Consider the following 13356-nt stretch of genomic DNA (forward strand, 5'->3'; position numbering starts at 1 on the left):
GTTTTTCCATCACCCGACCCGATCAAAACGCCGGCAAAACCGCCCCTTTGTACTTCTCCAGAATGAAGGCTTTCACTTCTGGGGTGCGCAAGGCAGCGACCAGCTTCTTCATTGCCTCGCTGTCCTTGTCGTCGTCACGCGCCACCAGGATGTTCACGTAAGGCGAGTCGCTGCCTTCGATCACCAACGCATCCTTGGACGGGTCGAGCTTGGCTTCCAGTGCATAGTTGGTGTTGATCAACGCCAGATCTACCTGAGTCAGCACTCGCGGAATGGTCGCCGCTTCCAACTCACGGAATTTCAGATCCTTCGAGTTCTCGGTAATGTCCTTGGTCGTCGACAGGATGTTGTTCGAATCCTTCAGCTTGATCACTCCAGCCTTAGCCAGCAGCAACAGCGCACGGCCACCGTTGGTGGCGTCGTTAGGGATCACCACGTTGGCACCGCCCGGCAGTTCTTCCAGTTTTTTGTACTTGCTGGAATACGCGCCCAGGGGTTCCAGGTGCACACCGGCCACGCTCACCAGGTGGGTGCCCTTGGCCTTGTTGAATTCATCCAGGTACGGCTGGTGCTGGAAGAAGTTGGCGTCCAGGCGTTTTTCGGCGACCTGTACGTTCGGCTGGATGTAGTCGGTGAAGACTTTGACCTTGAGGTCTACGCCTTCCTTGGCCAGTGCCGGTTTGACGAATTCGAGGATTTCCGCGTGGGGCACCGGCGTGGCCGCGACGGTCAGGGTGTCGGCGGCGTGGGCGGAAAAAGCTGCAGCGGCAGCGAAGGCAACCAGTAGTTTCTTCATTCAGCTAACTCCTTTAGAGGCGCCCGCTCTCGGCGCCTGCCAGCGAATGGCTGGCTCATGGTTTATGGGCGCGAGGCCTTATTTTCGAGAGAAATGCACAACCAGCTTGTCGCCCACGGTTTGCAGCACCTGGACCAGCACCAACAGCAACACCACCGTGACCACCATTACATCGGTCTGGAAGCGCTGGTAACCGAAACGGATCGCCAGGTCGCCCAAGCCACCGGCGCCAACGACGCCGGCCATGGCCGTGTAGGACACCAGCGTAATCGCTGTCACAGTTATCGCGGCAAAGATGCCCGGACGGGCCTCCGGCAGCAAGGCATTGACGATGATCTGGCGGGTCGTCGCGCCCATGGCCTGGGTCGCTTCGATGATGCCGCGGTCCACTTCGCGCAAGGCAGTTTCCACCAGGCGAGCGAAGAACGGCGTCGCGCCGACCACCAATGGCGGAATCGCCCCGGCTACACCCAGCGAGGTGCCGGTGATCAATACCGTGAACGGGATCATTACGATCAACAGGATGATGAACGGCAGCGAGCGCAGGATGTTGACGATCAGCGACAGCAACGCATAAACGCCCCGGGCTTCGAGCAACTGGCGCGGGCTGCACAGGAACAGCAGCACCCCCAGCGGCAGGCCGAGCAGTACAGTAAACAGCAGCGAACCGAACAGCATCAGGAAGGTGTCGCCGGTGGCCAGCCAGATTTCCAGCCAGTCGATGTTTGCAAAAAATTCCATCAGCGCAGCACCTCCATGTGGACATCGGCCGCGGTGAAGCGGGCGAACGCCGCCTCCATGTCACCGCCGGTAATGGCGAGGGTCAGTTGCCCGTAGGGGGTTTCTTTGATGCGGTCGATACGACCGGCCAGGATGCTGTAGTCCACACCGGTTTCCCGGGCGACGGTTCCGAGCAGCGGCGCGTAGGTCGCGTCGCCCTGGAACGTCAGACGCACGATGCGCCCCGGTACGTGGGCGAAGTCGTCGCGCTGTTCGCTTTCGTCGATCTGCTCGTTTTCCTGGACGAAACGCTTGGTGGTCGCGTGCTTGGGGTGCAGGAACACCTCGGCCACCGGGCCTTGCTCGACGATCACACCGGCGTCCATGACCGCCACTTCGTCGCAGACCCGGCGGATCACGTCCATTTCATGGGTGATCAGCACGATGGTCAGTTTCAGCTCGCGGTTGATCTCTGCCAACAGTTGCAGCACCGACGCGGTGGTTTGCGGGTCGAGGGCGCTGGTGGCTTCGTCGCACAGCAAAATCTTGGGTTTGGTCGCCAGGGCGCGGGCGATGCCGACGCGCTGCTTCTGGCCGCCGGACAGCTGCGCCGGGTATTTGCGGGCATGGTCGGACAAACCGACACGGGCCAGCAACTCGGCGACGCGCTGGTCGATTTCGTTGCGGGACAATTCACCGGCCAGTGTCAGGGGCAGCGCCACGTTGTCCGCCACCGTCTTGGAAGCCAACAGGTTGAAGTGCTGGAAAATCATCCCGACCTGCTGACGGAATCGTCGCAAGCCATTGGCATCCAGGGCGGTGATTTCCTCGCCATCGACGATGATCTTGCCGCCGCTGGCATCTTCCAGGCGATTGATCAGGCGCAGCAGGGTACTTTTTCCCGCCCCGGAATGACCAATCAGGCCGAAGACCTGACCGTTTTCAATTGTCAGGCTGGTCGGGTGCAGCGCGGGGATGTCCCTACCGGCGACGCGGTAGGTTTTATGGACGTTTTGAAACTCGATCACGTAGCGAACCTTGTGGGGCGCGTTGGAAAAGGGATCAGCGGTTAGCCGGGCGCGCATTTTAGCCTGTCCGTATAGAGGTTCTTAGCATTTATTTGCAATCGAACCAGTCATTTGGCAATAACGCGATCAGCGGGCATAAAAAAGGAACACAGCGAAGCGGTACAGGTCACTCATTAGACCACTCAAGCATCCCGGCCCTGCAGGGATAGAAAGAGGAGTTACGCCTGATGAGTATCGACAAACCCGCGCTCAACAAGAGCCAACTGGCCGGGACAGACACCCTGGACCGCAGCAATACCAACGCCAAGCTCGAGAGCCTGGAGCCATTTCGCGCCGATGCCACCGAGCAGGCGTTGCGCACCAATCAGGGCGTGAAAATCGCCGATAACCAGAACACCCTCCGCGCCGGGGCCCGCGGGCCTTCGCTGCTGGAAGACTTCATCATGCGTGAAAAAATCACGCATTTTGACCATGAACGTATCCCTGAGCGCATCGTTCATGCCCGTGGTACAGGCGCTCATGGTTACTTTCAGTGCTACGAGGCGCATTCAGCGCTAACCAAGGCCGGTTTCCTACAGGACCCGGAGAAGAAAACTCCGGTGTTCGTACGCTTTTCCACCGTTCAAGGGCCACGAGGTTCCGGCGATACCGTGCGGGACGTGCGGGGCTTTGCGGTGAAATTCTTTACCGACGAGGGCAACTTCGACCTGGTGGGCAACAACATGCCCGTGTTCTTTATCCAGGACGCGGTGAAGTTCCCGGATTTTGTCCATGCGGTGAAACCCGAACCCCACAATGAAATTCCCACCGGCGGATCCGCTCATGACACGTTCTGGGATTTTGTCTCGCTCGTGCCTGAATCGGCTCATATGGTGATCTGGGCGATGTCCGACCGGGCCATTCCGAAGAGCCTGCGCAGCATGCAGGGTTTCGGCGTGCACACTTTCCGCATGATCAATGCCGAGGGCCGCAGCAGCTTCGTCAAATTCCACTGGCGGCCCAAGGTCGGCACGTGTTCATTGGTGTGGGACGAGGCCCAGAAACTGGCAGGTAAAGATACCGACTACCACCGTCGCGATCTCTGGGAGGCGATCGAGATGGGGGACTACCCGGAATGGGAACTTGGCGTACAGATCATTGCCGAGGAAGACGAACACAAGTTCGACTTCGATCTGCTCGACCCTACCAAGCTGATTCCTGAAGAACTGGTGCCCATCACCCCCTTGGGCAGGATGGTACTGAATCGCAACCCGGATAATTTCTTCGCCGAGGTCGAGCAAATCGCGTTCTGCCCCGGGCACATCGTGCCGGGTATCGACTTTACCAACGACCCGCTGCTGCAAGGCCGGCTCTTTTCATACACCGATACGCAAATCAGCCGACTCGGCGGGCCGAACTTTCATGAGCTGCCGATCAACCGGGCGATTACCCCGGTACACAACGGCCAGCGCGACGCCATGCACCGCAGCACCATCGACAAGGGACGGACCTCCTACGAGCCCAACTCCATCGACGGTGGCTGGCCGAAGGAAACCCCGCCCGGCCCACAGGACGGTGGCTTCGAGAGCTATCCGGAACGCATCGACGCCTACAAGATCCGTCAGCGCAGCGAGTCCTTCAGCGACCATTTCTCGCAAGCGCGGCTGTTCTACCGAAGCATGAGCCCCCATGAGCAGGAGCACATCATCGCCGCCTACAGCTTTGAGCTGGGCAAGGTGGAGCGCGAGTTTATCCGGGCACGGCAGGTCAATGAGATCCTCGCCAACATCGACCTTGAGCTGGCGGCGCGGGTCGCGAAGAACCTGGGGTTGCCAGCGCCGGCTGCCGGCACCGTGGACGTACCGACGCCTTCGCTGGAGAAATCCCCGGCCTTGAGCCAGGCGAACTTACTGTCGGGCGATATCAAAACCCGCAAAGTCGCGGTGCTGGTGGCGAACGGGGTGGATGGGGCGATTATCGATGCGCTCAAACAGGCCCTGAAGGCCGAGGGCGCTCACGCCAAAGTGCTTGGCCCGACTTCGGCGCCGGTGACCACGGCCGATGGACAGTCGCTGGCGGTGGATGCGTCCATGGAAGGCTTGCCGTCGATTGCCTTCGATGCGGTATTCGTACCGGGCGGCGCAGAGTCGATCAAGGCCCTGAGTCGGGACGGCGTGGCGTTGCATTACGTACTGGAAGCTTACAAGCATCTGAAGGCCATTGGGCTTCATGGTGAGGCTCGGCAGTTGCTGGTGGAGTTGAAGCTGGAGGTGGATGCAGGGTTGATAGAGGATGCTGAAGCGGGCGGTTTTTCGCGGTTTTTTGCGGCGATTGCGCAGCATCGAGTCTGGGCACGGGAGCCCAAGGCCAAGGCGGTTCCGGCTTGATGAAAGGCGACCGCTAGGACGCCATCGCGAGCAGGCTCGCTCCCACAGTGGATTTGGTGTGAACACAGATTCGCGTCCACCAACCCCCCTGTAGGAGCGGGTTTACCCGCGAAGGCGGCGGTACATTCAACATCCTCTTGACTGACCCTCCGCTTTCGCGAGCAAGCCCGCTCCCACAGTGGATGGTCGGTGTGAATACAGATTTCGTATCCGCCACCAACCCCCTGTGGGAGCGAGCCGGCTCGCGATGCTTCTAAGATTTACGGGGTGTCAGGACCATCTGCGCCGGTAAGCTACGCAGAATCTGTTTGCGAAGCTGCAGGTCAAACCCCGGATCGAGCTTTTTAACCCGCTTGGTCAGCAAATTCGCCAGCCACGGATAATCATCGGTACGCGGAGCCTGGATACTGACGTCACATTGAAAATTCACCACATCAGCGGCGATTGCGTCGAGTTGACGACGCATCTGCTGAATATCGCCGATATTCAATGCAACCGTGGTGCTCTCTGCGCTGGGGTCGATCAGCTTGGCGACCGGTTTGGTTTCGGCGGCCTTGAGGTCGGCTTCGGCTTTTTCCAGCTCGGCCTTGCGGGCTTCGGCAATGGCACTGTTGACCTCGCCGGTCAAGGCTGGCGCCTTTGGCATCAGTGCACGGGCGCGGCTCAAGGCTGTTGCGGCGGCGTTTACGTCACCCTTTTGCAGATCGATCTGGCTGCGGCGCAAATACGCCTCGGCCAGTTGCCGTTGATACGGCTCCAGGGCCGGGTCTTCAGGCTTCTGGGCCTGCAACGCTGCCAATTGATCGTCAGCGGTGGACAGCTCGTTGCTGGCCAGGCTTTGTTCCAGCTGCGCGATGGCCGGGCCCCGGGTATCGGGAGCCTCAGTGACGGGCGGCGAACTCTTGCAAGCGCCCAGCAGCAGTGAAAATGCGACAAGGAGCAGATAACGGGAGGCGAACGGCTTCATTCCTGCGACTCTCTATTTGCGCAAAAAGCGAGCAAGTCTACACCCCTCGGCGAGGCAGGACAAAACTCAGCAGAAACAATGCGGCCGCGCTGACCACGATTGACGGTCCGGCCGGGGTGTCCTTGAACCACGATAACGCCAGTCCGCCACACACTGCGAGCATGCCCAGCAGGCTTGCGCCCAGGGCCATCTGCTCCGGCGAACGGGCGTGACGTTGTGCCGCAGCGGCCGGGATGATCAACAATGAAGTAATCAGCAATACACCGACAATCTTCATCGCCACGGCAATGACCACCGCGATCAGCAGCATCAGCGCCAGCCGCAGTCCAACCACGGGCAAGCCTTCGACTCGCGCCAGTTCCTCATGCACGGTGACGGCCAGCAAAGGGCGCCAGAGTGCAACCAGCAATAGCAGGACCGCCGCGCTGCCGCCCAGGATCCACGACAGATCCATTGGGCTGATCGCCAGCAGGTCGCCGAAGAGGTAGGCCATCAGGTCGATCCGCACATCGTGCATGAAGCTCAGCACTACCAGCCCGAGGGACAGGGTGCTGGGAGCCAGGATCCCCAGCAGCGTATCGGATGCCAGCGGTTGGCGCTGTTGCAGAGTCACCAGCACCACTGCCAGCAACAGGCAGCCGACGCTCACTGCAACCGTGGGACTGATGTCCAGCAAGAATCCCAGGGCCACGCCGAGCAAGGCCGCGTGGGACAGGGTGTCGCCGAAATAGGCCATGCGCCTCCAGACCACGAACGAGCCCAGGGGGCCGGCCACCAGCGCGAGGGCCAGGCCTGCAAGCAGGGCGTACAACAGAAAATCAGCCATGCTTGCAGCCATCTCCATGAACGTGGGGGGTAACCGGGGCGCCGATGACCACCGAACCGTGCAGGTCGTGGGCGTGGTCATGGTGGTGATGATAGATCGCCAGACTAGAGGCATTCTTGCCGAACAGCTCGACGAACGCCGGGTCTCCGCTGACCTGCTCGGGATGCCCGGAACAGCAGACGTGACGGTTGAGGCAGACCACTTGGTCGGTGGTGCTCATCACTAAGTGAAGGTCGTGCGATACCATCAACACGCCGCAGCCGTGGCGGTCGCGCAAGCGTGTAATCAGGCTGTACAGCTCGGCCTGGCCGGCTACATCGACGCCTTGCACCGGCTCGTCGAGCACCAGCAGTTCGGGTTCACGCAGCAGGGCGCGGGCCAGGAGCACACGCTGCATTTCACCGCCGGAAATGCTTTGTACCGGGCTGTCGATTACGTGCTCGGCGCCGACTTCGTCGAGCGCCGCCAGGGCCCGCGTGCGATCGACCCCTGGCACCAGGCGCAGGAAGCGCAGCACCGACAGCGGCAACGTCGGGTCCACATGCAGCTTTTGCGGCATGTAGCCAACCCGCAGCTTCGGTTTGCGCCAGACGCTGCCGCTGTCCGGCTTGAGCAAACCCAGCACGGCGCGCACCAGAGTGGTCTTGCCGGCACCGTTGGGGCCGATCAGGGTGACGATCTGCCCAGGCTCGACGCTCAAGTGGATGTTGTCCAACACATTCTGTCCGGCAAAGGTCACGGCCACTTGTTCGAGACGGATCAACGGGTTGCTCATCAGGCCCCCTGGCAACCGGAGCAGAGACCGACCACTTCGACCGTTTGGGTGTCGACCACGAAGCCGACCTCCTTGGCGCTGGCAACGATGGCATCACTGATGGACTTCTGTTCCAGCTCGATGGCGGCGTGGCATTCTCGGCAGATCAGGAACTGGCCTTGGTGAGCGTGCTCCGGATGGTTGCAGCCGACGAAGGCGTTCAACGAGGAGATGCGATGCACCAAGCCATTTTCCAACAGGAAATCCAGTGCGCGATAAACCGTGGGCGGCGCGGCACGACGGCCGTCCTGCTCGCTGAGCACGGCCAGGATGTCGTAGGCGCCCAATGGTTTGTGGCTTTGCCAGACCAGTTCCAGCACACGACGACGCAAGGCGGTCAGGCGCAACCCTTGGCGCGCGCAGATGGCGTCGGCCTCGGACAGCGCGCTGTGCACGCAGTGAGAGTGATCATGGGGGCGACTGGCGAGGGGTGTGATAGGCATGGGCAGCGACGTGTTCAGTGAGAGACGTTATTATGTTACCGGTTCTCGCCTCATTGAGTGGTCATCGTGTCTCGATTTTTTTCGTTGTTTGTCGCTTTTTTCGCAAGTTTCCTGTTGACCTGCCCTGCCCAGGCCGAGGTGAAGGTTCTCACCAGCATCAAGCCGCTGCAGCTGATTGCCGCCGCCGTGCAGGACGGCGTGGCCGTACCGGAGGTGCTGCTGCCGCCCGGTGCTTCGCCTCACCACTATGCCTTGCGGCCATCCGACGTACGGAAGGTGCAATCGGTGGACTTGCTCTACTGGATCGGCCCCGACATGGAGGGTTTCCTGCCACGGGTGTTGAATGGCCGTACGTTGCCCTCCGTTGCGGTGCAGGAGCTGCCGGGACTCAAGCTGCGGCACTTTGCCGAGGACAGCCAATCCCATGCCGACGATGACGGCGACGAGCATGATCATGACCATCGTCCCGGTACGATCGACGCCCACCTGTGGCTGTCGCCGGTCAATGCTCGGGTGATCGCTGCCAGAATGGCAACCGACCTGAGCGCAGCCGATCCTGCCAATGCGGCTCGCTATCAAAGCAATCTGAAGGGTTTCAACCAGCGCCTCGATGCCTTGGACGCGCGCCTGAAGTCGCGGCTGGCCGGGATCGCGGGCAAACCCTATTTCGTGTTCCACGAAGCGTTCGACTATTTCGAAGACACCTACGGGCTCAAGCACGCAGGGGTTTTCGCCGTGGCCGCCGAGGTCCAGCCGGGGGCCCAACACGTGGCGGCGATGCGCACGCGTTTGCAGGCGGTAGGCAAGACCTGCGTCTTCAGCGAACCGCCCCTGCGCCCGCGCCTGGCCGAAACCCTGGTGGCCGGGTTGCCGGTCAAACTGGCGGAACTGGATGCCCTGGGCGGCTATACCCCGGCGACGGCGCAGGGGTATGAGCAGTTGTTGGAGAAGTTGGGCAATGATCTGGCGCAATGCCTGGAGTCACTCTAACTCCCTGCTTTTTGCAAAAGCCCGTGGCGAGGGAGTGCTCGGTTTTGCTGTTACAGGGCGAACGGCAACAAGGTATGAACGTCCTGCCGCTGCCCCAACCGCTGCTGAAACTCCATCGGATCGTGGATCAGCACGTCCTGCCCGGCAAACGATTCGGCCGCGATCAACCGCGACAACCAGAACCGCACGCACGCCACCCGCAGCATGGTCGGCCATAGCTCGGCCTCGGCGGCGGTGAACGGTCGCAGGGCCGCATAGGCCCCCAACAATGCCCGGGCCCTGGCGCCATCGAGCACACCGTCGTCATTCGAACACCAGTCATTCAGGGCAATGGCGACGTCATACAGCATCGGCCCGGAGCAGGCGTTGTAAAAGTCGATCAGCCCGGTCAGGTGCGTGCCCTCGAACATCGCGTTGTCGCGGAACAGGTCCGCGTGGATATTGGCCCGGGGCAGCGCCAGGATGGCGGTCTTTTGCACAGCGATTTCATCGAGCGCCGCTTCCAGCAGGCGACGGGCCTCGGTGTCCAGATGCGACAGGAGCTTGGTGCCCTCCTCCTGCATCCAGTCCAGTCCGCGATCGGTCTTGCGTTTGATCATCTTGTCCTTTGTCGCCAGGTGCAGATGCGCCAGCAACTCGCCGACCTGAGCGCAATGCTGCGCATTGGCCTGCTTGATGTGCTTGCCCGCCAGGCGTGGTTGCAGCAGCGCCGGCTTGCCGGCCAGCTCCCGCAGCGCCACGCCATCGGTGGTGCGCAAGGCATAAGGGACTGGCAGGTCGGCGTCGTGCAGCACGTCCAGCAGTTCGATGAAGAACGGCATTTCCTGGACCGGGCCGCGCTCCACCAGAGTCAGGACGAATTCGCCCTGCTCCAGGCTGATAAAGAAATTGGTGTTTTCGCTGCCGGCGGCGATCCCCTGGAAATCAAGCAGACGGCCAAGCCCGTAGGGGGCGAGAAAGGTTTCCAGCTCGGGCCGAGCCAGGGGGGTGAACACAGACATGGTTAAAACTGCCAGTACGGGCGCCCTTCAGCGGGCGCCGGTTGTTGAAGTCGGGAGCGGCATCACCACTCGAAGATTTTCCACGACGGAATCAGCATATCCGGCTGATCCGAGCGGATGAAGTTTGCATCACTGCCATCGGCGCGCACCAGGAAATAAGGCTTGCCGTTCTTGGGCGTGACCTTGATCGCGTACAGAAAGCCGTTTTGCCGGTACTCCTGGATCGTCTTGTCGCCTTCCGTGCGAATGGTCACGTCCGGGTCCGCCGAAGGTGCTTCGTCCGCCGCCATGACGGCCAGCGGTGTCATTGCAAACAAGCCAGCCAGTAACAGGCGATTTAGTGTACGCATGATAACCTTGTCCCTTTGTCGTCAACGGTCCCGCTATTCTAGCCCCGGACCCGCCGAAAAGGTTGATCCTGCTCATGAGCCAAGCCCCCCTCGTCCTGGTGGACGGTTCTTCTTATCTGTACCGCGCCTTTCATGCGCTGCCACCTTTGACCACCTCCAAAGGCCTGCCGACCGGCGCGGTCAAGGGTGTGTTGAACATGCTCAAGAGCCTGCGAAAGCAGTATCCGGACAGCCCGTTCGCCGTGGTCTTCGACGCTAAGGGTGGGACGTTTCGCGACGCGTTGTACGCCGAATACAAGGCCAACCGCCCGAGTATGCCCGACGACATGCGCGTTCAGATCGAGCCACTGCATGCCAGCGTCAAGGCCCTGGGCTTCCCGCTGTTGTGCGTGGACAACGTCGAGGCCGATGACGTGATCGGTACCCTGGCCCGCAGCAGCGCCGCGGCCGACCGCCCAGTGGTGATCTCCACCGGCGACAAAGACATGGCGCAGTTGGTCGACGGGCACATTACCTTGGTCAATACCATGACCGGTAGCTCGCTGGACGTGGCTGGCGTGAAGGAGAAATTTGGTGTCGCTCCGGAGCAGATCATCGATTATCTGGCGTTGATGGGCGATTCGTCCGACAACATTCCCGGCGTACCGGGTATCGGACCGAAGACCGCGTCCGGCCTGCTGGTGGGCGTCAACGGCGGCCTGACCGAGCTGTATGCGCAGTTGGATATCGTCCCCACCCTGCCGATTCGCGGCGCCAAGACCCTGCCCGCCAAGCTCGAAGAACACAAGGAAATGGCCTTCCTGTCCTACGAGTTGGCGACGATCAAGACCGACGTGCCTTTGGATATCGGCCTCGACGATTTGAAAATGGGTGAGCCGGACCACGAAAAACTCGCCGAGCTCTACACCCTGCTGGAATTCAAGAGCTGGTTCGAGGAGAACCAGCGCGAAGCCAAGCGCTCCGGCCAGGAAATCGTCGACGTGGCCGAGGAGCAATCGGGTGCCGAGTCCAAGTACGACGTCATCCTCGATCAGGCGAGCTTCGAGACCTGGCTGGCGAAGCTGGAAAAGGCGCCGCTGTTTGCCTTCGTCACCGAAACCAATGGCACCGATGCCCAGCACTCGCAGCTCGTAGGCTTGTCGTTCGCCGTGGCGCCGTTCGAGGCTGCCTACATTCCGCTGACCCATTCCTACATGGGCGTGCCGGAGCAACTGGACCGCGACACAGTGCTCAAGGCCCTCAAGCCGCTGCTGGAAAACCCGAACAAGCTCAAAGTCGGCCAGCACGCCAAGTTCGAGACCAACATCCTCGCCAACTGCGCCATCGATGGCGATCAGGACAACGGTATTTACGTCCAGGGCATTGCCTTCGACACCATGCTGGAATCCTACGTGCTGGATTCCACGGCAACCCGCCACGACATGGACAGTCTGGCGCTCAAATACCTGGGCCAAAGCAAGACGGACTTCCAGGACATTGCCGGTAAAGGCGTCAAGCAACTGACCTTCGATCAAATCGCCCTGGAACTGGCCGGCCCCTATGCTGCCGAAGACGCGGACGTGACCTTCCGCCTGCATCAGGCCTTGCAGGAGAAGCTCGCCGCGGTCCCGAGCCTGGGCAAAGTGCTTAATGAAATCGAAATGCCGTTGATGCCGGTGCTAGCGCGCATCGAGCGCCAGGGCGCGCTCGTGGACGCCAATCTGCTGGGGGTTCAGAGTGTCGAGTTGGGCGAGAAGCTGGTGGCGCTGGAGCGTGAGGCATTTGCTATCGCCGGTGAAGAATTCAACCTCGGCTCACCGAAGCAATTGGGAGTGATCCTGTACGAAAAACTCGGATTGCCGGTGCTCAGCAAAACCGCCAAGGGGCAGGCGTCCACCGCCGAAGCCGTGCTCGCCGAACTGGCCGAGCAGGATTACCCGCTGCCCAAGGTGCTGATGCAATACCGCTCGCTGAGCAAGCTCAAGAGCACCTACACCGATCGTCTGCCGGAGCAGATCAACAGCCGCACCGGCCGCGTCCACACTAATTATCAACAAGCCGTCGCCGCGACCGGCCGTCTGTCGTCCATCGACCCGAACCTGCAGAACATCCCGATCCGCACCGCCGAAGGCCGGCGGATCCGCCAGGCGTTCGTCGCGCCCAAGGGTTACAAGCTGCTGGCGGCGGACTATTCGCAGATCGAACTGCGGATCATGGCGCACCTGGCCAAAGACGAAGGCCTGCTCCATGCATTTCGCAATGACCTGGACGTGCACCGGGCCACGGCCGCCGAGGTCTTCGGTGTCGAGCTGGACGCCGTCACTCATGACCAGCGTCGCAGCGCCAAGGCGATCAACTTCGGCTTGATCTACGGCATGAGCGCGTTTGGCCTGGCCAAGCAGATCGGCGTCGATCGCAAGCAGTCCCAGGCCTACATCGACCGTTACTTCGCACGCTACCCGGGGGTGCTGGCGTACATGGAGCGCACCCGCACCCAGGCTGCCGAGCAGGGGTTCGTCGAAACCATCTTCGGTCGCCGGTTGTACCTGCCGGACATCAACGCGAAAAACCCGGCGCTGCGCAAAGGCGCCGAGCGCACGGCGATCAACGCGCCGATGCAAGGTACGGCTGCCGACATCATCAAGAAAGCCATGGTGGCGGTGGATCGCTGGCTGTGTGCGTCGGGGCTGGATGCCAGGGTCATCCTGCAGGTCCACGACGAATTGGTGCTGGAAGTGCGCGAAGACCTGGTGGACCAGGTTCGCGAAGAGATCCGCCAGCATATGAGCGCCGCCGCCACGCTGGACGTGCCGCTGCTGGTGGAAGTGGGCGTGGGCAATAACTGGGACGAGGCGCACTGAGCCTGGCAATGAACCTTGGGCAGGCAGAGCCTGCCCCAAAGGGCAACGTCGGCGTTAGCTCGGAAAATTCCTAAGGTTATTTCCAAAAATAATCTGAACTAAAACCGTGAAAGAGCACTCAGAGTTTCTGAATGGCTGGTGAAGCCCTTCAATAGCTCCTATGTTGTGTTAAGTGTTGGCAGATATCTGGACCCCGCCCTAGCGGTCCGGAACTT

The 13356-nt window shown here is 61.1% G+C and carries 12 protein-coding genes; 3 read left to right on the forward strand and 9 right to left on the reverse strand.

Annotation, left to right across the window (positions count from 1 at the left end; translation table 11 throughout):
- Positions 1 to 22: 22 nt before the first annotated feature.
- The 3 genes from AD666_RS07010 to AD666_RS07020 form a co-directional block, all read right to left on the reverse strand.
- Complete coding sequence (locus tag AD666_RS07010; protein ID WP_053149301.1) at positions 23 to 796, reverse strand: MetQ/NlpA family ABC transporter substrate-binding protein; 774 nt, start codon at positions 794 to 796, stop codon at positions 23 to 25.
- Between the two features lie 78 nt (positions 797 to 874).
- Entirely contained in the window at positions 875 to 1537 is a 663-nt protein-coding gene (locus AD666_RS07015; RefSeq protein WP_053149304.1) for a methionine ABC transporter permease, read from the reverse strand.
- Positions 1537 to 2544 carry a methionine ABC transporter ATP-binding protein gene (locus AD666_RS07020; protein ID WP_053149709.1) on the reverse strand — a complete coding sequence of 336 codons (1008 nt, stop codon included), beginning with the start codon at positions 2542 to 2544 and terminating at the stop codon, positions 1537 to 1539. The genes AD666_RS07015 and AD666_RS07020 overlap by 1 nt, the downstream gene beginning before the upstream one ends.
- A gap of 227 nt (positions 2545 to 2771) precedes the next feature.
- Here AD666_RS07020 and katE point away from each other — a divergent pair, with 227 nt between their 5' ends.
- Positions 2772 to 4910 carry a catalase HPII gene (gene katE / locus AD666_RS07025; RefSeq protein ID WP_053149307.1) on the forward strand — a complete coding sequence of 713 codons (2139 nt, stop codon included), beginning with the start codon at positions 2772 to 2774 and terminating at the stop codon, positions 4908 to 4910.
- 253 nt (positions 4911 to 5163) lie between these two features.
- On the opposite strand, the gene AD666_RS07030 is transcribed toward katE, so the two are convergent.
- Genes AD666_RS07030 through zur form a run of 4 tightly spaced genes read right to left on the reverse strand, consistent with a single transcriptional unit; the run spans position 5164 to position 7960 of the window.
- The gene (locus AD666_RS07030) at positions 5164 to 5877 is read right to left on the reverse strand and encodes a PA5502 family lipoprotein (protein ID WP_053149310.1); all 714 of its coding nucleotides are present in this window, start codon (positions 5875 to 5877) and stop codon (positions 5164 to 5166) included.
- Positions 5878 to 5914: 37 nt separating this feature from the next.
- Positions 5915 to 6703 (reverse strand): zinc ABC transporter permease subunit ZnuB, encoded by a 789-nt coding sequence (gene znuB, locus AD666_RS07035; protein ID WP_053149313.1) that lies wholly within the window; start codon positions 6701 to 6703, stop codon positions 5915 to 5917.
- The gene (gene znuC / locus AD666_RS07040) at positions 6696 to 7478 is read right to left on the reverse strand and encodes a zinc ABC transporter ATP-binding protein ZnuC (protein WP_053149316.1); all 783 of its coding nucleotides are present in this window, start codon (positions 7476 to 7478) and stop codon (positions 6696 to 6698) included. Before znuC ends, znuB begins: the two co-directional genes overlap by 8 nt.
- Complete coding sequence (gene zur, locus AD666_RS07045) at positions 7478 to 7960, reverse strand: zinc uptake transcriptional repressor Zur (protein ID WP_039593466.1); 483 nt, start codon at positions 7958 to 7960, stop codon at positions 7478 to 7480. Before zur ends, znuC begins: the two co-directional genes overlap by 1 nt.
- Before the next feature lie 66 nt (positions 7961 to 8026).
- Here zur and AD666_RS07050 point away from each other — a divergent pair, with 66 nt between their 5' ends.
- Entirely contained in the window at positions 8027 to 8950 is a 924-nt protein-coding gene (locus AD666_RS07050) for a zinc ABC transporter substrate-binding protein ZnuA (protein WP_053149319.1), read from the forward strand.
- Positions 8951 to 9000: 50 nt separating this feature from the next.
- On the opposite strand, the gene AD666_RS07055 is transcribed toward AD666_RS07050, so the two are convergent.
- Positions 9001 to 9951, reverse strand: a complete 951-nt coding sequence (locus tag AD666_RS07055; RefSeq protein ID WP_053149322.1) for a homoserine kinase — start codon at positions 9949 to 9951, stop codon at positions 9001 to 9003.
- Between the two features lie 62 nt (positions 9952 to 10013).
- Positions 10014 to 10301 carry a DUF2782 domain-containing protein gene (locus tag AD666_RS07060; RefSeq protein WP_053149325.1) on the reverse strand — a complete coding sequence of 96 codons (288 nt, stop codon included), beginning with the start codon at positions 10299 to 10301 and terminating at the stop codon, positions 10014 to 10016.
- Positions 10302 to 10375: 74 nt separating this feature from the next.
- On the opposite strand from AD666_RS07060, the gene polA reads away from it, so the two are divergent.
- The gene (gene polA / locus AD666_RS07065) at positions 10376 to 13141 is read left to right on the forward strand and encodes a DNA polymerase I (RefSeq protein ID WP_053149328.1); all 2766 of its coding nucleotides are present in this window, start codon (positions 10376 to 10378) and stop codon (positions 13139 to 13141) included.
- The last annotated feature ends 215 nt before the right edge of the window (positions 13142 to 13356 follow it).

The organism is Pseudomonas sp. Pf153, assembly GCF_001269775.1.
GTDB lineage: Bacteria > Pseudomonadota > Gammaproteobacteria > Pseudomonadales > Pseudomonadaceae > Aquipseudomonas > Aquipseudomonas uvaldensis.

Coding starts and splice junctions, on each gene's coding strand:
- AD666_RS07030 (WP_053149310.1), bottom strand. CDS start 5,877: ATGAAGCCGTTCGCCTCCCGTTATCTGCTCCTTGTCGCATTTTCACTG.
- katE (WP_053149307.1), top strand. CDS start 2,772: ATGAGTATCGACAAACCCGCGCTCAACAAGAGCCAACTGGCCGGGACA.
- AD666_RS07060 (WP_053149325.1), bottom strand. CDS start 10,301: ATGCGTACACTAAATCGCCTGTTACTGGCTGGCTTGTTTGCAATGACA.
- AD666_RS07055 (WP_053149322.1), bottom strand. CDS start 9,951: ATGTCTGTGTTCACCCCCCTGGCTCGGCCCGAGCTGGAAACCTTTCTC.
- AD666_RS07010 (WP_053149301.1), bottom strand. CDS start 796: ATGAAGAAACTACTGGTTGCCTTCGCTGCCGCTGCAGCTTTTTCCGCC.
- znuC (WP_053149316.1), bottom strand. CDS start 7,478: ATGAGCAACCCGTTGATCCGTCTCGAACAAGTGGCCGTGACCTTTGCC.
- AD666_RS07015 (WP_053149304.1), bottom strand. CDS start 1,537: ATGGAATTTTTTGCAAACATCGACTGGCTGGAAATCTGGCTGGCCACC.
- znuB (WP_053149313.1), bottom strand. CDS start 6,703: ATGGCTGATTTTCTGTTGTACGCCCTGCTTGCAGGCCTGGCCCTCGCG.
- polA (WP_053149328.1), top strand. CDS start 10,376: ATGAGCCAAGCCCCCCTCGTCCTGGTGGACGGTTCTTCTTATCTGTAC.
- zur (WP_039593466.1), bottom strand. CDS start 7,960: ATGCCTATCACACCCCTCGCCAGTCGCCCCCATGATCACTCTCACTGC.